Here is a 20,499-nt window from a genome sequence, read left to right as displayed (position 1 = left end):
GATGCCCAGCCTTAAGGACCTGAAAAACAAGATCGCGAGCGTGAAGAACACGCGCAAGATCACCAAGGCGATGCAGATGGTTTCGGCGGCTAAACTCCGCCGGGCCCAGGATGCTGCCGAGGCTGCACGCCCCTATGCCGAGCGGATGAATTCCGTGATGGCGGGGCTGGCGGCTGCGGCTGGATCGTCGACCTCGGCGCCCCGCCTGTTGGCGGGGACCGGGTCGGACAAGGTGCATCTGCTGGTGGTGATGACTGCCGAGCGCGGGCTGTGCGGGGGCTTCAACAGCACCATCGCACGTCTGGCGCGTCTGCGGGCGCAAGAGCTGCTGGCGGCAGGCAAGACGGTCAAGATCCTGACCGTCGGCAAAAAGGGACGCGAGGCGCTGAAACGCGACCTTGGCGCAAATTTTGTCGGCCATGTCGACCTGTCGGATGTCAAACGCGTGGGTTACGTGAACGCGCAGGCCATCGCGCGCGAGATCATCGGCCGTTTCGACGGTGGCGAGTTCGACGTGGCGACGCTGTTCTTCAACCGCTTCCAGTCGGTGATCAGCCAGATCCCGACCGCGCAACAGGTGATCCCCGCCAAGTTCGACGGCGCTGCGGTCACTGCACTGTACGATTACGAGCCGAGCGAAGAGGCCATTCTGGCCGACCTTCTGCCGCGCGGCTTGGCGACGCAGGTCTTTACCGCCCTGCTGGAGAATGGTGCTTCCGAACAGGGCGCACGGATGAGCGCGATGGACAACGCAACGCGCAACGCAGGCGAGATGATCACGAAATACACGACGATCTACAACCGCTCGCGTCAGGCTGCGATCACCAAAGAGCTTATCGAAATCATTTCGGGCGCTGAAGCGCTCTGACGAACTGGAGAAACACTATGGCAAAAGCACCGAAAGCAGCTGCCGCGGCAGGCAAGGTGACGCAGGTCATCGGCGCCGTGGTTGACGTTCAGTTCGATGGTCCCCTTCCGGCCATTCTGAACGCCCTCGAAACCCACAACAACGGCAAGCGGCTGATCCTCGAAGTGGCGCAGCACCTTGGCGAGAACACGGTTCGTACCATCGCCATGGACGGAACCGAAGGCATGGTGCGCGGTGCGCCCGTGACCGACCTTGGCATGCCGATCTCGGTGCCGGTGGGTGACGCGACGCTGGGCCGCATCATCAACGTGATCGGCGAACCGATCGACGAAAAAGGCCCGATCTCGGCTGCTGAAACGCGCCCGATCCACCGCGCCGCCCCGAGCTTTGCCGAACAGGCGACGAGCAGCCAGATCCTTGTGACCGGGATCAAGGTGATCGACCTTTTGGCCCCCTATTCCAAGGGTGGCAAGATCGGTCTGTTCGGCGGTGCCGGCGTCGGCAAGACCGTTCTGATCATGGAGTTGATCAACAACATCGCCAAGGTCCACTCGGGCTATTCCGTGTTCGCCGGTGTTGGTGAACGGACCCGTGAAGGCAACGACCTTTACCACGAGATGATGGACTCGGGCGTTATCAAGATCGACAACCTGACCGAATCCAAAGTGGCGCTGGTTTACGGCCAGATGAACGAACCGCCGGGAGCGCGTATGCGCGTGGCGCTGACCGGTCTGACGCTGGCCGAACAGTTCCGCGACCAGTCGGGCACGGACGTTCTGTTCTTCGTCGACAACATCTTCCGCTTCACCCAAGCCGGTTCCGAAGTGTCGGCCCTTCTGGGTCGTATCCCGTCGGCCGTGGGCTACCAGCCGACGCTGGCGACCGACATGGGCGCGCTGCAGGAACGCATCACCTCGACCAAAGCGGGTTCGATCACGTCGGTTCAGGCGATCTATGTTCCGGCCGACGACCTTACCGACCCTGCTCCTGCAACGTCCTTCGCCCACCTCGACGCCACGACCAACCTGAGCCGTGCGATTTCGGAACTGGGTATCTACCCGGCCGTCGACCCGCTCGACTCGACCTCGCGTCTGATGGACCCGACGATCGTTGGTCAGGAACATTACGACGTGGCACGTTCGGTGCAGGGCATCCTGCAACGCTACAAATCGCTTCAGGACATCATCGCCATCCTTGGCATGGACGAACTGAGCGAAGACGACAAGCTGACCGTGGCCCGTGCCCGCAAGATCCAGCGTTTCCTGTCGCAGCCGTTCGACGTTGCGAAAGTGTTCACCGGATCGGACGGCGTGCAGGTTCCGCTGGAAAAAACCATCGCCTCGTTCAAGGCGGTTGTGGCTGGCGAATACGATCACCTGCCGGAAGCCGCCTTCTACATGGTCGGCGACATCGATGAAGTGGTTGCCAAGGCCCAGCGTCTCGCCGCGGCTGCGGCCTAAGGGGGCGACATGGCAGGCACGCTGCAATTCGACCTCGTCTCGCCGGAACGGAGGCTTGCCTCTGTTGCCGCGACCGAGGTGCAGATTCCGGGCGCCGATGGCGACCTGACGGCGATGGAGGGGCATGCCCCGACCATCACCACGCTGCGGCCCGGCATCCTGCGGGCTGTGGGGGCCAGCGGGGTCAAGGCCTTTGTCGTGACCGGCGGTTTTGCCGAAATCACGGCTGCGGGCGTTTCGGTTCTGGCCGAGCGCGCGGTTCCGCTGGAGGAAGCCAACGCGGCCCTGTTCGAGTCGTTGACTGCCGAGGCCCGCGAGGCTGCGGCGGCAATCGAGGACAAGGACGTCGGCGACAAGCTGGTTGCCGATATGGCTGCTTTGCGGGCGGCGACGGGTCTTTGATCCGTTAACACCTGCGGCTGAAATAAGGGGCCCCGCCGAAAGGCGGGGCTTTTCTATGCTTTTTGCGCCATGCGCTTGCCGTTTTACCCCGTTAGTTTGCGGCCATGGGATCGAAAGCGTCAAAGATCGTGCTGACAGGAACCATCGGCGTCCAACAGGGCAGCCGGGTGCTTTTTTCCGATTACGTCAACGACGGCCCGATGTGGACGGGACAGGGCGACCGCGAAAGCCGCCATCTGATCACGTTCAAGGATGCCTTCCTCGCGTCACCTGCGGTGATCGTGGGGATATCGCTTTGGGACACCGACCATATGGCGAATATGCGGGCCGACCTGTCGGCCGAACTGGTGACGGCGACGGGATTCCAGCTTGTGTTCCGCACCTGGGGCGACACGCGGATCGCGCGGCTGCGGGCAGACTGGACTGCCGTGGGGCCGTTGCGGGACGAGGATTCGTGGGACGTCGAGTGACGGGGATGCGCCATCAAGGCGCATCCTTCGCAGCGGTTTACGAACGCTGGTACATGCCTTCGTAGATCGGCACGAGGGTGTCGACCTCGAACAGGGATGACACCGAGGTGCCGTTCCAGATGTTCAGGATGGCTTGGGCGAACATGGGTGCGGTGGGAACGATCCGGATGTTCGGGGCGGCTTTCACCTTGTCGGTCGGTTCGATGCTATCGGTGATAACAAGCGATTTCATCACCGATTTGGTGATGCGTTCGACCGCCGGGCCGGACAGGACGCCGTGGGTGATGTAGCTGTGCACTTCGGTTGCGCCGTTTTCCATCAGCACTTCGGCGGCTTTGCACAGCGTGCCTGCGGTGTCGCAGATGTCGTCGACGATGATGCATTTCTTGCCGGCGACGTTGCCGATCACGGTCATCTCGGCAATCTCGCCCGCCTTTTCGCGGCGCTTGTCGACAATGGAGAGCGGCGCATGGATGCGCTTGGCCAATTCGCGCGCGCGGGCCACGCCGCCCACATCGGGCGAGACGACCATCAGATCATCCATCTGGCCCTTGAAGTTGTGCTCGATATCCAGCGCAAAGACGGGGCTGGCATAAAGGTTGTCGACCGGCAGGTCGAAAAAGCCCTGTATCTGTGCCGCGTGCAGATCAAGCGTGAGCACGCGGTCAACCCCTGCCTCGGCGATCAGGTTTGCGACCAGCTTGGCGGAAATCGGCGTGCGGGCCTTGGCGCGGCGGTCTTGGCGGGCATAGCCGAAATAGGGGATAACCGCGGTGATGCGGCTGGCCGACGACCGGCGCAGCGCATCGACCATGATAAGCAGTTCCATCAGGTTGTCGTTTGCGGGGTTCGACGTTGGCTGGATGACATACATATCCTCGCCGCGCACGTTTTCGAACACCTCGACGAAGATTTCCTGATCGTTGAACCGCTCGACCCGTGCGTCGACAAGGTTGACCGACATGCCGCGATGCATCGACATCCGGCGGGCGATGGCTTTGGCAAGCGACAGGTTCGCATTGCCCGAGATCAGCTTCGGTTCGGTTATGGCTGCCATGGAGTCTCCGGTGGGCTCGGATAAGGGTTGGACGTGCCTTATCACCGCGATACGCTGATGGGAACACGGGCGAAAGCAGAGGGGCTGCAAGTGAAGCAGATTGATTACTATTTGGCGCTGCAAAGCCCTTGGGTGTATCTGGCCGGACGGCGGCCTGCCGAGATCGCGGCGCAGCACGGGGCACGGCTGGTTTACAAGCCACTCGATCCGGCGGCGCTGTTCCCGCGCACGGGGGGCAAGGTGCGGGACGAACGGCATCCGTCGCGCAATTCCTATGCCGCCGAGGACAGGGCGCGGCAGGCAAAGCTGCTGGGGGTCGACCTGCGCGAGCCGCTGTTCCGCAGCCCCAATGCGGCGCCTGCCGCCTATGCGCTGATCGCGGCGCAGTCGGCAGGGGGCGGCGACCTTGCCGGTTACGTGCAGGCGATCGGGCGGGCGATGTGGGCCGAGGGCAAGGACATCGGCGATGACGAGGTGATTGCGGCGGCGCTGGCCTCGAACGGGTTCGACCCCAAGGTTGCGGATCGCGGGATGCTGATGGCGGCGGAAACCTACGGTGCCAATCTGGAAGAGGCGGTGACGGCGGGGGTTTTCGGCGTGCCGTTCTTCGTGACCGGCGGCGCAAGGTTCTGGGGGCAGGACCGGCTTGACATGCTGGACGCGCATCTTGGCGGCAGGCTTTAGGCAAAGGGGCGCGGTTTTGAAGCTTAAGCTTCAAAACCGCGCCTTGGGTCAGCCGCGCAGGGCGGTGATGAAATCATCCACGTCAGCCTCGGTCGTCGACCACGAGGCGACCATGCGGGCAGTTTCGCGGCCATCGGGCAGGGGGCGCTGGTCGTAATAGACCGCACCGGCGTCTTGCAGGCGGGCGTGGCCACCCTGCTGCCAATTGGCAAAGACCATGTTGGCTTGCGTCGGGTGGGTCAGCGCCGCGCTGTTGAGCGCAGCGATACCTTCGCCCAGCCTTGCGCCCATGGCATTGGCGCGTGCGGCGAGGGTGAGCCAAAGATCATCGGTCAGATAGGCGAGCATCTGTGCCGAGAGGTAGCGGTGTTTGGAAAACAGGTGCCCCGCACGTTTGCGGCGGAGTTCGAATTCCCATGCGTGGGCGGGGTCGAAGAAGATGACCGCTTCCACGCCCAGAAGCCCGTTTTTCGTGCCGCCGAAGGAAACGGCGTCGATGCCCGCCTTCCATGTCATTTCGGCAGGGGTGCAGCCCAAGGCGACAAGCGCATTGGCAAAGCGTGCGCCGTCGAGGTGGCAGGGCAGGCCCCGCGCCCGCGCCTGCGCGGTGAGGGCGGCGATTTCGGCGGGCGTGTAGACGGTTCCGGCCTCGGTCACGTTGGTGATCGACAGCATACCGCGCTGCACGCCGTGCACGCCGCTTGCGCCCGTGGTTTCCAGCGCGGCCGAAAGGGTTTCGGGCGTCATGCGGCCATGCACCCCGTCGACCAGCACCAGCTTTGCGCCTGCGGTGTAGAATTCGGGTGCGCCGCATTCGTCCATTTCGATATGGGCGTGGCGGTGGCAGAACACTGCGCCCCATGGCGGGGTGAGGGTGGCGATGGCCAGCGCATTGGCGACGGTGCCTGTGGCCACAAGGTAGACGGCGGCTTCGGGGGCCTCGAACACCTGCCGGATACGGGCGGTGACTTCTGCCATGATCCGGTCGCCGCCATAGCTGCGGTCATAGCCTGCGTTGGCTTTCAGCAGGGCGGCCATGATTTCGGGCGGCGCGCCCGAGGCGTTGTCAGAGGCGAAGAACATGGTCAGGCTTGATCCTCGATGATGTAATCGTCCCAGTCATCCTCATCCACCTCGTATTCCGGCACGGTGCGGCCGCGCATGGAATTGCCGGTGGTGTGGGGGCTTTCGGGGTCGCCCGTGATCAGCGGGTGCCATTCCAGCAGCGTCTTGCCTTCGTGCAGGCGTTTGTAGGCGCAGGTGGCGGGCATCCAATAGGCGATCTTGGGCAGGGTTTCAGGCGTCAGGCGCACGCAATCGGGCACGAACTGGTGGCGGATCGGGTATTGCGTGCAGCGGCAGGTCGCGCCGTCAAGCAGGCGGCAGGCGACGCGGGTGTATTCCACCTCGCCGGTGTCTTCGTATTCGATCTTGTTCAGGCAGCACTTGCCGCAGCCATCACACAGCGACTCCCATTCCGTGGGGGTCATCTTGGTCAGGGGAACGGTTTCCCAAAAGCGCGGGCGGAGTTTTTCGGTCATGCGGGGAAGGTGCCTGTTTGGCGGGCAGAAGGGAAGGGGGCCGCGATTTTTCTGCGAAAAATCGGGCGGGCGAATTTTCTGCGAAAATTCCAGTGCGGGAGTTTTCGCAGAAAACTCGTTGGCGAAATCCTTCGCAGAAGGATTTAGGGGGTCGAGAGGATGCCCCGCGCCTTGGTGCAATCGGCCTCCATCTGGGTGATCAGCGCGGGCAGGCCATCAAACTTCAGCTCGGGGCGCAGGAAATCGACAAAGCCGATGGAAAGGTGCTGGCCGTAGAGGTCGCCCTTGAAGTCGAGCAGGAAGGTTTCGAGGTTGGGCTGGTTCACCCCGAACATCGGCCGCACGCCAAGGCTGGCAGCGCCCATGTAAGCCCCCGCCTGCGGGCCGGTCAGCACATCGGCGCGCACGGCATAGACGCCAAGCCGCGGCAGGTGCAGCCCCGCGACCGACATGTTCGCGGTGGGATAGCCCAACTCGCGCCCGCGCTTTTCTCCATGGATCACCTCGCCCTCGATGCGGTGCAGGTGGCCCAGCATGGCGGCGGCGGCGCGGGGCTGGCCATCGGCCAGCGCCTGACGGATCGCGGTGGACGAGATTTCCTGCCCGTCGAGTGACAGGAGCGGCGCGATGGTGACACCAAAGCCAAGGGTGCGGCCAAGGGTTGCAAGGTCATCGGCCGTGCCGCTGCGGCCCTGACCGAAGCGGAAATCGGCGCCGACGACGACATGCGAGACGCCAAGCCCGTCAACCAATATCTGGCGGGCGAATTCCTGCGGAGACAGCCCCGACAGCGTGGCGTCGAAGGGGAGTTCGTAAAGTTCATCCACCCCCAGTTTCGCCAGACGGTTGGCGCGGGCTTCGGCGTTCATCAGGCGGAAGGGTGCGGTGGCGGGCTGGAACACCTGACGGGGATGCGGCTCGAACGTCACCACACCCAAGGGTGCTGCCCCACGCGCCAGATCGATTACCGACCGGTGCCCGAGGTGGACGCCGTCGAAATTGCCCATCGCCACGCTTGTGCCGCGGGCATCGGGGGGCAGGGATTGCCAGTGGTGGTGAACGCGCATCTTACCCCGTGCGCGGGGGCGCCCGCGCTGTCAGTCGAACTTGCGGCTTGGCGCCAGAACCAGCGCCTCGCCTTTCAGGACAACCGTATTACCCACGGCGCAATGGGTTTCAAGGGTGACGCGGCGCTTGGCATGATCGATCGCTGTCACCTTGACCTCGGCGCGCACGGTATCGCCGGGGCGGACGGGGGCCATGAATTTCAGGCTTTGACCCAGATAGACCGTGCCATGACCGGGAAGCTGTTCACCGATCACCGCCGAGATCAGGCCCGCCGTCAGCATGCCATGGGCGATGCGGCCTTCGAAAATGGTGTCCTGCGCGTAGGAATCGTCGAGGTGCACCGGGTTCCGGTCGGTCGACACCTCGGCGAACATCTCGATATCGCGGTCGGTCACCGTTTTCAGCAGATATCGCGTCATGCCGATTTCGAGGTCTTCGATGCAGATCGTGCCGCGTGGCTGGTTGTCGAGGGCGCGTGCGAACATGGGCGTGGTCCTGATGCTGTTGGCCGGACTTTAGCCGATGCTGCGGCGCAGAGCAATCGGATCGGTAATAAATAATCCGTTTTGTCGCGCTTATTGTAATATTGTTGCTTTGCTAGTGCAGGAACGGGATCGCATAGGTGGCGTATTGCTGCTTTTCGGCAAGCCACGCAGCAAGCAGGGTCTTGTCGGGTGCATTGGCATCGGTGCCGAATTCATGCGCGGCGATCCCTGCCGTGACGAACAGCGTGTCCAGCCCTTCGGACTGGCCGCCCTGCACATCGGTGTTCACCCCGTCGCCGATGCACAGGATGCGCGGATCATCCTTGCCGGTGAGGGCTGTCAGGCGGCGGCGGGCGAGGTCGTAGATCGGCGGGTGGGGCTTGCCGAAGTAAAGCGCGGTGCCACCCATGTCTTCGTAGGCCGCAGCCAGTGCGCCCGCGCAGTAGAGCCGGCGGTCGCCCAGATCGACGATCAGGTCGGGGTTGGCGCAGAGCATGGTCAACCCGTTCGCCTTCATCTGCAACAGCGCGGCGCGGTAGTCGTCGGGCGTTTCGGTGGTGTCATCGGCAAGGCCGGTGCAGACGACGCCTTCGGCCTCGCGCAGCGGCACGAGCGTGACGGGATGTGCGGCGGCGAGGGGGGCAAGGTCGGGCGAGATGTCGTGAAAGAAGGTCAGGTCTTTCGGCGCGCCGATGTGGTGGACACGGGCCCCCACCGCGCCCGAGAACAGCCCGTATTGCGCGGCATCGCCCGACGAGACGATATCATCCCAGCAATCGCGCGGCACGTTCAGGCCGGCGATCTGGCTTTCCACGCTGCCGGCGGGGCGGGGCGAGTTGGTCAAAAGCACGACGGTGCCGCCCTTGGCCTTGAAGGCGCGCAGGGCCTCGACGGCTGCGGGATAGGCGGTTTTGCCATTGTGCAGGCAGCCCCAAAGGTCGCAGAACACCGCGTCATACTGGCCCGGGATGGCGGCAAGGCTGTCGATCAGGTCGGTCATGGCGGGCCTTTCGGGGCGGGTGGCTTCGTCAAGGGCGCAAGGTAGCGGTTCGGTTCCGCAGGTCCATCCGGCGTGGTCCAAGACGAAACCGGCTGCGGTTTCACCCTTGCCCAAATACTCATTGCGACCGCAGCCCGGGACGGAACCGCGGTCGCCTTGGCGCTTACAGCTTGAGCGCGGGGATGATCTGCTTCTTGCGGCTCATCAGGCCCGGGATCACGACGGTGTCGCCGGTGACGGTGCAGCCGAAGGACGCTTCGGCCAGTTGCTTGACCAGATCGTTCGGCACCAGCAGGGTCGCTTCTTCGCGCAGGATGTCGATCACGAACAGTAGCACCTGATCGGCGCCGTCTTCTTTCGCCACGCCGTCCATCGAGGCCATCAGGCTGGCCTTGCGGTCGAGCACGACCTTCGGCGCGGTGGTTTCCAGCACCGAGACGCGCAGTTCCTTGCCCGCGACGGTGTATTCTTTCGAATCCATCCGCAGAAGTGCAGCATCGGAAAAGGCCGAGACGTCGGATTTCGCTTCGAACATCGCCGTCGCCAGTTCGCCGAGGTTCACGCCCAGATCGGCGGCGAGTTTCTCGGCCACGGCGCGGTCATGCGGGGTGGTGGTGGGCGAGCGGAATTCCAGCGTGTCCGAGACGATGCAGGACAGCATGGCACCCTTGATGCCGCGCGGCGCGTGGGACAGGTCGTCGCCCATCAGGTCGTGCAGGATGGTGGCGGTGCAGGCGAGCGGGCGGATGGTGATATCGATCGGCGTCTTGGTCTTGATGCCGCCGACAAGCATGTGATGGTCGATGATGCCGGTGATCTTGGCATCGTTGATCGACGGCGGCAGTTCGGCGGGGTTGTTGGTGTCGACGATCACCACGGTGTCGTCGGCGGTCACGTCCGAAATGATCTCGGGCTTGGGCAGATCCCAGTGCTTCAGGACGAAGGCGGCTTCTGTGTTCGGCTCTCCAAGCAGCACCGGCTTGGCGGGGGTGCCTTTGTGCGAAAGATACCACGCCCAGACGATGGGTGATCCGGTGGAATCGGTGTCGGGCGATTTGTGGCCGAAGACGAGAGTGGTCATGGGGGACTACCTATGCAGGGTTGCGCTTTTGGCGGGCTGTATAGGATAGGGCGGCCGTCTTGTCACCCTCGCCGCGCTGCGGCGATCGGCGCTTTCGCGCGGGTGGTGCGCCCAACGAATTTTCTGCGAAAATTCAGGGTGGCCGGTGGCAGTGCAGGTGGCAGGAGGGAGCCAGATTTTTCGCAGAAAAATCGTGGGGTCAGGAATAGCTGTCGGGGGCTTTCCGAAGCGTCTTCCACTGTGCCGGATCATGGCCCCAGACCAGTTTCGCGCCGGTTACCGCCTGCAACTGCCAGAGGCGTTCCGCGCTTCTTGCGGCTGCGACGGAGTCCATCGCATCGGGAAAGCCCTCGGCCGGTTCGGTTTCGCGGTTGATCGCATCGGCGGCGAGGATGATGGCGCCTGTTTGCGGCAGGTCCAGCAGCAGCGACATGTGACCGGGCGTATGGCCGGGCGTGGGGATCAGCGTGATGCCGTCGCAAAGCGGGGTGTCGCGGTCGACCATCACGGTTTCGACATCGGGCCAAGCGATTGGCCGCGCGCTGCCGTGCCACAGCGGGCGCGGTTCGGCGCGTTCGGTGCGGGTCAGGACCAGCGGGCAGGTCAGAAGCGGCAGGCCCCCCGCGTGGTCGATATGGCCGTGGGTCAGGATGCAGGCCGAGACGTCCGACAGCGTGAGGCCAAGGCGGGCGAGTTGGCCTGACAGGGTGTTTTCGGGACCATATGCCGAAAGGTGGCCAAAGCTGGACAAGCTATCGCGGGCGTCGGCGGCGGCGGGGTCGGTCGCATAATCGGCGGGCATGCCGGTATCGACGAGGATGCGTGCGCCTTTGTCGGTCTCCAGCAGGTATCCCGGCAGGCCGATGATGCGTTTGCCGCCGACATCGAAGCTGCCGAAGTCGAGTATGGTCAGGCGGATCAGACGGTGGTCGGCAAACATCATAGCGGCAGGCGTTCGAGCGTGAAGCCATCGGCCGCCAGCAGGGCGAGGACGCCGGTCTCCCCCGATAGGTGCAGCGCGCCGAAGGCGGCGAAGACCGGCCCCTTTGCAGCGGCGCTTTCCAACACGGGTATCCACGCGCGGTTGCGGGCGGTCATCAGCACGTCTTCCATGCCGTCGAAATCGCGGGCGGCCTGTTCGGGGGTGTAGCCGGGCATTTTCAGCGCCATGTGGCGCGACAATTCCCAGATCAGGCGGGCGTCTTCGGCGAAATAGCTGTCGGCGAGGGTTGCCGAATAATCCTCGGCCTGCGGTTCGGTGGTAAGGGCTTGGCGGATCATTCCCAACTGTTCGGCGGCGGGCATGTCGTTGAACAGGGTCAGCACCGTGTCATGCGGCTCGAGGCCGAGGATGGGCAGGCCCTTTTCCCCCGCATATCCCATGACGCGCTGGTCCAGCCCGTTGGCTGCGAGTTCGGCCTGATCGGCCATGGCGCAGGGCGGGATGGCAAGCAGCATGGTCACATACCAAGGGCGCATCTTGGCGACCATGAAGGCGGGCATGCCGCGGGCGGTCATCGCTTGCGAAAGCAGTTGCCATTCGGCTTCGGTCAGCGCCTCGGGCAGGGTGGGGCCGGATTGCGCGACGATGAGCGCGGGGTCTTTCGCAAGGTCGGCCATGAGGGCGGCTTCCTCGGTCGGGCCAGCCTCGACCAACAGGGTCGTGGCCGTGTCGATCAGCGGGGTCACGCGGGCCATGATGGCATCGTGGCGCGGGTCGGCGAAATGGTAGGTGCCAAGTAGGATGATCTTCTCGTTGCCGCGCGTGGCCTGCCACAGCAGCCCCTGCGCGTAGGGCGCGGCATCGGTTGCGGTGCGAATCGCGGCCTGTTCGGCGGCGGGAAGTGACGCGAACACATTGCTGCCGCGACATTCGGCCTGCGCGGCAAAGGGAAGAAGGCAGGCGAGAAGGGGCGCGAGAAGGCGGTGCATGGGCGTCTCCTGACGGGGCAAGGCAAAGGTGGCATCGCGAGGGGCCGCTGCCAAGGGCGGCATACCGCCGAAAGCCGCTTTGCAAGCAGCGGGGCGGGCAATTTTTGCAACTGCGGGTTCTTGACGGCTGGCGCTTATGCGCCTATCTCGGGCCTCGTTAGCACTCGTCCAGAATGAGTGCTAATCAAATTCAACCTGGAACCTAGGGAGTGTTCTCAGATGGCATTCAAACCGCTGCATGACCGCGTGCTCGTCAAGCGCATTCAAGGCGAAGACAAGACCAAGGGCGGTCTGATCATCCCCGACACCGCGAAAGAAAAGCCCGCCGAGGGCGAGATCGTCGCGGTCGGTGAAGGCGCGCGCAAGGATTCGGGCGAGCTGATCGCACCGTCGGTGAAAGCCGGCGACCGTATCCTGTTCGGCAAATGGTCGGGCACCGAAGTGACGCTCGACGGTCAGGAACTGCTGATCATGAAAGAAAGCGACATCCTCGGCATCATCGCCTGAGGACGCGTTCAAGGTGCGCGGTAACCGCGCACCCTGCGGGCGCAAGCCCGACATGACACAGCCAACAGAAATTCATCAGGAGTCTCCCCCATGGGTGCGAAAGACGTTCGTTTTGATACCGATGCCCGCGACCGCATGCTGCGCGGCGTGAACATCCTTGCCGATGCCGTCAAAGTCACGCTCGGCCCCAAAGGCCGCAACGTGGTGATCGAGAAATCCTTCGGCGCGCCCCGCATCACCAAGGACGGTGTTTCGGTCGCCAAGGAAATCGAACTGGCCGACAAGTTCGAGAACATGGGCGCACAGATGGTGAAGGAAGTCGCTTCCCGCACCAATGACGAAGCTGGCGACGGCACCACCACCGCCACCGTTCTGGCCCAAGCCATCGTCAAAGAAGGCATGAAGGCCGTTGCGGCCGGCATGAACCCGATGGACCTCAAGCGCGGCATCGACATGGCCACCGCCAAGGTCGTCGCGGCGATCAAGGCAGCGGCGCGTCCGGTCAAGGACACCGCCGAAGTCGCACAGGTTGGCACCATCTCGGCCAACGGCGAAGTCGAAATCGGCCGCCAGATCGCTGACGCGATGCAAAAGGTCGGCAACGAGGGCGTGATCACCGTCGAAGAGAACAAGGGTCTCGAGACGGAAACCACCGTCGTCGAAGGCATGCAGTTCGACCGTGGCTACCTGTCGCCCTACTTCGTCACCAACGCCGACAAGATGATCGTCGAGCTTGAAGATTGCTACATCCTGCTGCACGAGAAGAAGCTGTCGTCGCTGCAGCCGATGGTTCCGCTGCTGGAAGCCGTGATCCAGTCGCAGCGCCCGCTGATCATCGTGGCCGAAGACGTCGAAGGCGAGGCTTTGGCCACGCTCGTCGTCAACAAGCTGCGTGGCGGTTTGAAGATCGCAGCCGTCAAGGCTCCGGGCTTCGGTGACCGTCGCAAGGCAATGCTGCAGGACATCGCGATCCTGACCGGTGGTCAGGTGATCTCGGACGATCTGGGCATGAAGCTTGAATCGGTGACGATCGACATGCTTGGCCGCGCCAAGAAAGTGTCGATCAACAAGGACAACACGACCATCGTTGACGGTTCGGGCGACAAGGCCGAAATCGCGGCGCGTGTGGCCCAGATCCGCACCCAGATCGAAGAGACCACCAGCGACTACGACCGTGAAAAGCTGCAAGAGCGCGTGGCCAAACTGGCTGGTGGCGTTGCGGTGATCAAGGTCGGCGGCATGACCGAAGTCGAAGTCAAAGAGCGCAAGGACCGCGTTGACGACGCGCTGAACGCGACCCGCGCAGCCGTGCAGGAAGGCATCGTCGTTGGCGGCGGCGTGGCCCTGATCCAGGCTGGCAAAGTGCTCGACGGCATGGTCGGTGCAAACCCCGACCAGACCAACGGCATCAACATCGTTCGTCGCGCGCTGGAAGCTCCGCTTCGCCAGATCGCGCAGAACGCCGGTGTCGACGGTTCGGTCGTGGCTGGCAAGGTGCGCGAATCGAACGACAAGTCGTTCGGTTTCAACGCCCAGACCGAAGAATATGGCGACATGTTCAAGTTCGGCGTCATCGACCCGGCCAAGGTGGTTCGCACCGCTCTGGAAGATGCGGCTTCGGTCGCCTCGCTGCTGATCACCACCGAGTGCATGATCGCTGACCGTCCGGCCGACAAGTCGGGCGCTGGCGCTGGCGGCGGCATGGGCGGAATGGGCGGCATGGACGGGATGATGTAATCATCCCTGCCACGCTGGCAGAAAACGGGGGGCGTGCCGCGAGGCGCGCCCTTTTTCGTTGGTGCGGGCGAAGTCTGACGCAGACTTCGCGACGATTTTTGACGCAAAAATCGGGTGGAAGGTTGGACCCGGAATCTGCGTCAAATTCCGGCGCGATTTCTTCGTGAGAAATCGCGGGGGCGCAGCATTGCCCTTTGGTCGGACGCGCCTTAACCTTTGCCCATGAACCGGAATTTCGCCATCGCCGCCGGTCTTGCGGCCCTCGCCTCGCTGTGTTGGGCGGGAAACTGGGTGCTGGGCCGCGCGATACGGGCCGATGTGCCGCCCTTTGGCCTGACCTTCTGGCGCTGGTTTCTGGCCACGCTGATCCTGCTGCCGTTCGAGGCGCGGCGGGTTCGGGCCGATTGGGCCGTGGTGCGGGCGCATCTGCCGCTGATTGCGGGGATGGCGGTGCTGTCGGCGGGGATGTTCCAGTCGATGACCTATATCGGGCTGCATTCGACCGAAGCGATCAACGCGCTGCTGGTCAGCGCGACTATGCCGGTTTTCGTGGTGATCATCGCCTGGATCGTGCTGCGCGAGCGGTTGAGCCTCAGGCAGGCGCTGGGGATCGGCGTCAGTTTCTGCGGGGTGGCCTGGATCATCGCGCGGGGCGATCCGGCGCGATTGCTCGACCTGCATTTCAATGTGGGGGATGCGTGGATATTGGGCGCGCTGGTGGTCTGGGGGCTGTATTCGGTCTTGCTGAAGTTCCGGCCAAAGGGGCTGTCGCCCGTGGGGTTGACCTTTTTCATCGCGATGATCGGGACGGCGTTCATGCTGCCTTTCATGCTGTGGGAGATGTCGCGCGGCCTGCATGTGCCACTGACGGCGGCGGGGCTGGGGTCGGTCGCCTATACTGCCGTCTTTGCATCCGTTGTCGCCCTGTTGGCCTATAACGCGGCGGTGGCGCGGATCGGGCCGTCGCGGTCGGTGTTCTTTCTGCATCTGATGCCGGTGTTCGGGGCGGGGCTGGCGGTGGTCTTTCTGGGCGAGACGGTCGCAAGCTATCACCTTGTGGGCTTTCCGGTGGCGCTGGGCGGGGTGCTTTGGGCGACATCGGCGCCCGAGCGGGTGGTATGAAGGCGCTTCTGGTCGCGGTCGTCATGCTGGCCTTTGCCGCAAATTCGGTGCTGAACCGCATGGCGGTGGGCCAAGGGCTGATCGATCCGGCGGGCTTTGCCCTGCTGCGGCTGGTGGCGGGTGCTGCGGTGCTTGCATTGATCGCGCTTTGGCGCGGGGCGCGCTTGCGCGGGTCGGTCGCGGGGGTTCTGGGGCTGCTGGTTTATCTGTTCGGGTTTTCGCTGGCCTACGGGCACCTCGATGCCGGGACGGGCGCGCTTTTGCTGTTCGGGACGGTGCAGGTCGTGATGTTTGCAGCGGCGCGGGCAGCGGGTGAGGCGGTTCCAGCACGGCGCTGGGTGGGCGTGGGGCTGGCGCTGGGCGGGTTGGTCGTGCTGCTGACCCCTGCGGGGAAGGGCGGCGGCTTGGCATTTGCCGCGATGGTGGCGGCGGGGGCGGGCTGGGGCCTATATTCGTTGGCAGGCAGGAAGGCAGGCGATGCCTTGGCGGCCACGGCGGGGAATTTCGTCTGGGCCTTGCCCTTTGGTGCGGGCATCGCATGGGCAATAGGGGCCGACCTTGGCACGGCGCAGGCGGGTGGGGTTTGGCCGGCGATTGTGTCGGGCGCTGTGACAAGCGGGCTGGGCTATGCGCTTTGGTATGCGGTTTTGCCAACGCTCGACCGGTCACGAGCGGCGGCGGCGCAACTGACCGTGCCGGTGATCACGGCGGCAGGCGGCGCGCTGGTGCTGGGTGAGGGGGTCAGGCTGGCCTTTGTGCTGCCTGCGGCGCTGGTGCTGGGCGGGGTGCTGGTGGCCAACCGCTAGAGCGATTTCACCCTAAAGCGGTTTCACGAGGCGGCGGATGGTGTGGCCGTGCTCATCCTCGCGGCTGACGCCGGTTCGGGTGAAGCCTTCGCGCGCCCAGAATGCAGCACCACGCGGGTTCGCGTCGAGCACGGCGAGGTAAAGCGCCCCCGCCCCTGCATTGCGGGCGCGCGACTCAACCTCGGCCAGCAGGCCGCGGCCAAGGCCCTGCCCGCGCAGGCGGGGGGTCAGGATCAGAAGGCCGAGGTAGGCATCGCCCGCTGCGGGAAAGCCGAAGCTGAGTTCGGCAAGACCGGACAGGCGGTTTTCGTGGAACAGGCCAAGGTGGTGCGACCGGGCAGGGTCGCAGCCCGGCGGGGCATCGGTGAAGAAGTCGGCGGCGGCGGTCGGGCCGGGGGCGGCGCCTTCGGCCAGCAGCCAGTAATCGGCGGCCTCGGCCAGAAAGGCCGCGACGGCGGGCAGGTCGGTGGCGGGGTGCAGGGTGCGAATCATGGCAGGTCTATCGACAGGATTTCGAGGCTGACCGTGCCCGAGGGTTTGCGCCATGTCACGGCGTCGCCCACCGCAGCCCCGATCAGGGCGCGGGCGAGGGGGGAATGGGGCGCGATCAGGTGGCGGGCGGGGTCGGCCTCGTCCTCGCCCACGATCACATAGGTGGTCTCGTCCCCGTTTTCGTCGGCCACAGTCACGGCATGGCCGAAGGCGGCATGGGTCAGGGGTTGCGCCGCAGGGTCGATCAGGATGGCCGAACGCAGCCGCGCTTCGATATAACGGATGTCGCGTTCAGCGGCGGCTTCGGGCAGTTTGTCGAGCCGGTCGGGGCGGGCTTTCAGCGTGGCAAGCCGCGACTGGGCATCCCGCAGACGGCTTTGCAGCGTGGCAAGGCCGTTGGGGGTGACATAGTTCGGATGCGGCGAAACGGGCAGGTCGGGCAGCGGGTCGAGCGCGCCGTCGCCTTCCTTGACGAAGGCGCGGCTCATGGCACGATCCGTTCCAGCGGGTCGTAAAGCATGGTCGCCCCCCATGCGGCGGCGGCGATGCTGTCGGGTTTGACGCGGATCGTGGCAAGATCGGCCCGGGAAAACCATGCGCGGCGGTTCACGATGCCTTCGGGATCGCGCCATGCGGGGTCGAGCGTGCCCGAGGATGATAGGGTGCAGCGGAAGAACACCTCGATCTGGTGAAAGCCATGCGTCGGATCGTGGAATTCGTTGACCAGAACGGGCGGGCCTACGGTGATGGACAGGCCGGTTTCTTCATGCACCTCGCGCCGCAGGTTGTCGGGAAGCGAGTGGCCGGGGTTCACCCCGCCACCGGGGGCGCACCACAGGTCGGATTTCTGGCCAGCGTAGGCGTTGACCAGCAAAAGCCGGTCGTCTTGCAGGATCAACGCGCGGGTGGCGATGCGGGGCGGGCGGTAGTGCATGGCACAAGGCTGCGCGAGGCAGCGTGATTTGTCCATTGCTTCCGATAGGTCTAGGGTGGTTGGCATGTGGCGCTTTCTCCTGCTTTTCCTGATGGTCGCGGCCCCGGCGCGGGCCGAATGCGTGGTGTTGCTGCACGGGCTTGCGCGGACCGAGACATCGCTCGTCGCCATGCAGGCCGCGCTGGAAGGGGCGGGCTACAAGGTCGTCAATGACGGCTATCCGTCGACCGAGGCGCGGATCGAGGATCTGGTTCCACGGGTGGGGGCTGCGGTCGCGGAATGCGGCGCGGATCGGGTCAGTTTCGTCACCCATTCGATGGGCGGGATTCTGGCGCGAGCATGGCTGGCCGAAAATCGTCCGGCGGATACGGGGCGCGTGGTGATGCTGGCTCCGCCCAATGGCGGGTCGGAACTGGTCGATGCCTTTTCGGGGATCGGGGCGTTCCAATGGGTCAACGGGCCTGCGGGTATGGAACTGGGAACCGGCCCCGCCGCGCTTCCGGCAAAGCTGCCGCTGCCCGATTACGAACTGGGTGTGATTGCGGGGGACATATCGTTCAATCCGGTCTATTCGGGAGTCATTCCCGGACCGGACGACGGCAAGGTCAGTGTGGAAAGCACGCGGGTTACGGGCATGGCCGACCATATCGTGCTGCCGGTCACCCATACCTTCCTGATGTTCAACCCGCTGGTGATCGGCGAGGTGCTGGCGTTTCTGAAGGATGGACGCTTTGACCGGGGCCTTGGCTACGGCGAGGCGGTAGAAGATTTGATAGGGGTGGAGTGATGAAAAGCGGCTTTTACGGAACCGTCGCCAAGACCGTGGCGCGTTATTGCGGCAAGCCTGCCACCTTCTCGCTGGCGGTCGGGGTTATCCTGCTCTGGATCGTGACGGGGCCGGTTTTCGGCTTTTCAGACACATGGCAGTTGGTCATCAACACCGGCACGACGATCGTGACCTTCCTGATGGTGTTCCTGATCCAGAACACCCAGAATCGCGACACGCAGGCGATCCAGTTGAAACTGGACGAGCTGATACGCGCGCATGAGGGGGCACATAACGCGCTGATGGATCTGGAAGAACTGGAAGAGCGGCAGGTGGAGGTGTTTCGCCGCCGCTATGAACGGCTGGCCCTGCTGGCACGGGAACGGCTGGGGCGGGGCGAGAAGGATACCGACACGCTCGATGCCTGAGCGGCCGCGGGCGGGGGTTCAGACCCCCGCACCCCCATCAGGATATCTGGCGACCGTGACGGCGCAGCAGGTTACTTCACGCGGTTGACATGGCCCATCTTGCGGCCTGCCCGCGCCTCGGCCTTGCCATAAAGGTGCAGCGCCGCGTTCTTTTCGCGGGCGATTGCGGGCACGCGGGCGATATCGTCGCCGATCAGGTTTTCCATCACCACGTCGCTATGGCGCGACCCGTCGCCCAAGGGCCAGCCGGTGACGGCGCGGATGTGCTGTTCGAACTGGTCCACCGCGCATCCGTTCTGCGTCCAATGGCCGGAATTGTGCACACGCGGCGCGATTTCGTTGACGATCAGGCCCGTGGGGGTAACGAAAAGCTCGACCCCCATGACGCCGACGTAATCGAGCGCATTCAGGATGCGGGCGGCGATCAGGATGGCGTCGGTGCGCTGTGACGGTGACAGGCGGGCGGGGATGGTTGTGCTGTGCAGGATGCCCGAACGGTGCACGTTTTCCCCGGGATCATAGCAGGCGACCGACCCGTCGAGGCCACGCGCGGCGATGACCGAAACCTCGTGGCTGAAGTCGATGAAGCCTTCCAGTACCGCTTCGGCGCCATCCATCTGCGCGAGTGCGGCGGGGGCGTCGGCGGGGGCCATGATGCGGGCCTGACCTTTGCCGTCATAGCCGAGGCGGGTGGTTTTCAGGATCGCGGGCGTGCCGATATGGTCAAGCGCGGCGGTCAGGTCGGACAGCGAGGTGACGCGGGCATAGGGCGCGGTGGTCAGGCCAAGGCCGGTCAGGAAATCTTTTTCCGCGATGCGTTCCTGCGAAACGGCAAGGGCGCGGCGGTCGGGGCGGATGGGGTGCGTTTTCTCGAGCACGTCCAGCGCGGCGGTGGGGATATTCTCGAATTCATAGGTGATGACATCGACCGAAGCCGCGAAAGCCGCCAGCGCGGTGAGATCGTCATAGCTTGCGGTCGTCAGGCGGTGGGCAACGTGTTCGGCGGGCGGGTTGGCGGCAGGCTCGTAGATGTGGGTCAGGTAGCCAAGCCGCGAGGCAGCGACCGAAAGCATGCGGCCAAGCTGCCCGCCGCCAAGGATGCCGATGGTCGAACCGGGGGGAAGCATATCATTCATCCTTCGGCTCGTCGGGGATCGAGGCGGAAAGTGCTGCGCGCCACGCATCGAGCCGCGCGGCAAGCGCGGCATCGTTCAGCGCGAGGATGCCTGCGGCCATAAGCGCGGCATTGGCAGCACCTGCCGCGCCGATGGCCATGGTGGCCACAGGATAGCCGCGCGGCATTTGCAGGATGGAGTAAAGGCTGTCGACACCCGAAAGCGCCTTGGTCTGGACCGGAACGCCGATGACGGGGATACGGGTTTTAGACGCCATCATTCCGGGCAGATGGGCCGCCCCGCCCGCGCCCGCGATGATGACTTTCAGCCCGCGGTCGACGGCGGTTTTGCCATAGGTCCAAAGCCGGTCGGGGGTGCGGTGGGCCGAGACGATCTTGGCCTCATACGGGATGCCGAGCGTATCGAGCAGGGTCGCGGCCTCCTTCATGGTTGGCCAGTCCGATTGCGAACCCATGATGATTCCGACGCTGACAGCCATGATCGCCCCCGTTCCTGCGGTCGGTTCGGGTATAGAGCATCGGGC

General features: G+C 64.4%; 25 protein-coding genes. 11 read left to right on the top strand and 14 right to left on the bottom strand.

Annotated elements, in window-relative coordinates:
- The first annotated feature begins 1 nt into the window (after position 1).
- The 4 genes from HYN69_RS15980 (at position 2) to HYN69_RS15965 (ending at position 3,200) form a co-directional block, all read left to right on the top strand.
- On the top strand, positions 2-868 hold the full coding sequence (locus HYN69_RS15980; RefSeq protein WP_108436619.1) for a F0F1 ATP synthase subunit gamma: 867 nt from the start codon (positions 2-4) through the stop codon (positions 866-868).
- A gap of 17 nt (positions 869-885) precedes the next feature.
- Positions 886-2,328 (top strand): F0F1 ATP synthase subunit beta, encoded by a 1,443-nt coding sequence (atpD, locus tag HYN69_RS15975; protein ID WP_108436618.1) that lies wholly within the window; start codon positions 886-888, stop codon positions 2,326-2,328.
- A 9-nt stretch (positions 2,329-2,337) separates the two neighbouring features.
- A complete protein-coding gene (locus tag HYN69_RS15970) occupies positions 2,338-2,730 on the top strand; it encodes a F0F1 ATP synthase subunit epsilon (protein ID WP_108436617.1) in 393 nt (130 codons plus the stop codon).
- 104 nt (positions 2,731-2,834) lie between these two features.
- Positions 2,835-3,200 (top strand): H-type lectin domain-containing protein, encoded by a 366-nt coding sequence (locus HYN69_RS15965; protein WP_108436616.1) that lies wholly within the window; start codon positions 2,835-2,837, stop codon positions 3,198-3,200.
- Positions 3,201-3,237: 37 nt separating this feature from the next.
- On the opposite strand, the gene HYN69_RS15960 is transcribed toward HYN69_RS15965, so the two are convergent.
- Complete coding sequence (locus HYN69_RS15960; RefSeq protein WP_108436615.1) at positions 3,238-4,257, bottom strand: ribose-phosphate pyrophosphokinase; 1,020 nt, start codon at positions 4,255-4,257, stop codon at positions 3,238-3,240.
- A gap of 90 nt (positions 4,258-4,347) precedes the next feature.
- Here HYN69_RS15960 and HYN69_RS15955 point away from each other — a divergent pair, with 90 nt between their 5' ends.
- Positions 4,348-4,941 (top strand): 2-hydroxychromene-2-carboxylate isomerase, encoded by a 594-nt coding sequence (locus HYN69_RS15955; protein ID WP_174213632.1) that lies wholly within the window; start codon positions 4,348-4,350, stop codon positions 4,939-4,941.
- 48 nt (positions 4,942-4,989) lie between these two features.
- On the opposite strand, the gene HYN69_RS15950 is transcribed toward HYN69_RS15955, so the two are convergent.
- The 8 genes from HYN69_RS15950 to HYN69_RS15915 all read right to left on the bottom strand — a co-directional run bounded on the left by HYN69_RS15950 (position 4,990) and on the right by HYN69_RS15915 (position 12,048).
- Positions 4,990-6,024: a threonine aldolase family protein gene (locus HYN69_RS15950; protein WP_108436614.1), complete on the bottom strand. Its 1,035-nt coding sequence runs from the start codon at positions 6,022-6,024 to the stop codon at positions 4,990-4,992.
- Between the two features lie 2 nt (positions 6,025-6,026).
- Complete coding sequence (locus tag HYN69_RS15945; RefSeq protein WP_108436613.1) at positions 6,027-6,482, bottom strand: YcgN family cysteine cluster protein; 456 nt, start codon at positions 6,480-6,482, stop codon at positions 6,027-6,029.
- Between the two features lie 143 nt (positions 6,483-6,625).
- Positions 6,626-7,549, bottom strand: a complete 924-nt coding sequence (locus HYN69_RS15940) for a bifunctional riboflavin kinase/FAD synthetase (protein ID WP_108436612.1) — start codon at positions 7,547-7,549, stop codon at positions 6,626-6,628.
- Positions 7,550-7,579: 30 nt separating this feature from the next.
- Complete coding sequence (locus HYN69_RS15935) at positions 7,580-8,035, bottom strand: MaoC family dehydratase (RefSeq protein WP_108436611.1); 456 nt, start codon at positions 8,033-8,035, stop codon at positions 7,580-7,582.
- Positions 8,036-8,147: 112 nt separating this feature from the next.
- Entirely contained in the window at positions 8,148-9,035 is an 888-nt protein-coding gene (locus HYN69_RS15930) for a TIGR01459 family HAD-type hydrolase (protein WP_108436610.1), read from the bottom strand.
- Positions 9,036-9,198: 163 nt separating this feature from the next.
- Positions 9,199-10,116 carry a manganese-dependent inorganic pyrophosphatase gene (locus tag HYN69_RS15925; protein WP_108436609.1) on the bottom strand — a complete coding sequence of 306 codons (918 nt, stop codon included), beginning with the start codon at positions 10,114-10,116 and terminating at the stop codon, positions 9,199-9,201.
- 199 nt (positions 10,117-10,315) lie between these two features.
- Positions 10,316-11,059: an N-acyl homoserine lactonase family protein gene (locus tag HYN69_RS15920; protein WP_108436608.1), complete on the bottom strand. Its 744-nt coding sequence runs from the start codon at positions 11,057-11,059 to the stop codon at positions 10,316-10,318.
- Positions 11,056-12,048, bottom strand: coding sequence for a TraB/GumN family protein (locus HYN69_RS15915; RefSeq protein ID WP_108437261.1), 993 nt, complete (start codon positions 12,046-12,048; stop codon positions 11,056-11,058). The genes HYN69_RS15920 and HYN69_RS15915 overlap by 4 nt, the downstream gene beginning before the upstream one ends.
- Before the next feature lie 219 nt (positions 12,049-12,267).
- On the opposite strand from HYN69_RS15915, the gene groES reads away from it, so the two are divergent.
- The 4 genes from groES (at position 12,268) to HYN69_RS15895 (ending at position 16,220) form a co-directional block, all read left to right on the top strand.
- Entirely contained in the window at positions 12,268-12,555 is a 288-nt protein-coding gene (gene groES / locus HYN69_RS15910; RefSeq protein ID WP_108436607.1) for a co-chaperone GroES, read from the top strand.
- Between the two features lie 90 nt (positions 12,556-12,645).
- A complete protein-coding gene (groL, locus tag HYN69_RS15905) occupies positions 12,646-14,292 on the top strand; it encodes a chaperonin GroEL (RefSeq protein ID WP_108436606.1) in 1,647 nt (548 codons plus the stop codon).
- A 222-nt stretch (positions 14,293-14,514) separates the two neighbouring features.
- Entirely contained in the window at positions 14,515-15,414 is a 900-nt protein-coding gene (locus tag HYN69_RS15900; protein ID WP_108436605.1) for a DMT family transporter, read from the top strand.
- Positions 15,411-16,220 carry a DMT family transporter gene (locus HYN69_RS15895; protein WP_108436604.1) on the top strand — a complete coding sequence of 270 codons (810 nt, stop codon included), beginning with the start codon at positions 15,411-15,413 and terminating at the stop codon, positions 16,218-16,220. The genes HYN69_RS15900 and HYN69_RS15895 overlap by 4 nt, the downstream gene beginning before the upstream one ends.
- Positions 16,221-16,232: 12 nt before the next feature.
- Here the strand turns inward: HYN69_RS15895 and HYN69_RS15890 are convergent, their stop codons facing one another.
- From HYN69_RS15890 to HYN69_RS15880, 3 genes are read right to left on the bottom strand one after another with little or no spacing between them, the layout of a single operon-like run.
- The gene (locus HYN69_RS15890) at positions 16,233-16,712 is read right to left on the bottom strand and encodes a GNAT family N-acetyltransferase (RefSeq protein WP_108436603.1); all 480 of its coding nucleotides are present in this window, start codon (positions 16,710-16,712) and stop codon (positions 16,233-16,235) included.
- Positions 16,709-17,200, bottom strand: coding sequence for a GreA/GreB family elongation factor (locus HYN69_RS15885; protein WP_108436602.1), 492 nt, complete (start codon positions 17,198-17,200; stop codon positions 16,709-16,711). The genes HYN69_RS15890 and HYN69_RS15885 overlap by 4 nt, the downstream gene beginning before the upstream one ends.
- Positions 17,197-17,646: an NUDIX domain-containing protein gene (locus HYN69_RS15880; protein ID WP_230426443.1), complete on the bottom strand. Its 450-nt coding sequence runs from the start codon at positions 17,644-17,646 to the stop codon at positions 17,197-17,199. The genes HYN69_RS15885 and HYN69_RS15880 overlap by 4 nt, the downstream gene beginning before the upstream one ends.
- Positions 17,647-17,710: 64 nt before the next feature.
- On the opposite strand from HYN69_RS15880, the gene HYN69_RS15875 reads away from it, so the two are divergent.
- A complete protein-coding gene (locus HYN69_RS15875) occupies positions 17,711-18,433 on the top strand; it encodes an esterase/lipase family protein (protein ID WP_108436600.1) in 723 nt (240 codons plus the stop codon).
- A complete protein-coding gene (locus tag HYN69_RS15870; protein WP_108436599.1) occupies positions 18,433-18,840 on the top strand; it encodes a low affinity iron permease family protein in 408 nt (135 codons plus the stop codon). The genes HYN69_RS15875 and HYN69_RS15870 overlap by 1 nt, the downstream gene beginning before the upstream one ends.
- Positions 18,841-18,911: 71 nt before the next feature.
- On the opposite strand, the gene HYN69_RS15865 is transcribed toward HYN69_RS15870, so the two are convergent.
- Positions 18,912-19,976, bottom strand: a complete 1,065-nt coding sequence (locus HYN69_RS15865) for a 5-(carboxyamino)imidazole ribonucleotide synthase (protein WP_108436598.1) — start codon at positions 19,974-19,976, stop codon at positions 18,912-18,914.
- Positions 19,969-20,454, bottom strand: coding sequence for a 5-(carboxyamino)imidazole ribonucleotide mutase (gene purE / locus HYN69_RS15860; RefSeq protein WP_108436597.1), 486 nt, complete (start codon positions 20,452-20,454; stop codon positions 19,969-19,971). Before purE ends, HYN69_RS15865 begins: the two co-directional genes overlap by 8 nt.
- Positions 20,455-20,499 lie beyond the last annotated feature (45 nt).

The sequence above is a fragment of the Gemmobacter aquarius genome (genome assembly GCF_003060865.1).
Taxonomy (GTDB): domain Bacteria; phylum Pseudomonadota; class Alphaproteobacteria; order Rhodobacterales; family Rhodobacteraceae; genus Paragemmobacter; species Paragemmobacter aquarius.
This window is presented reverse-complemented; position numbering and strand designations above follow the sequence as displayed.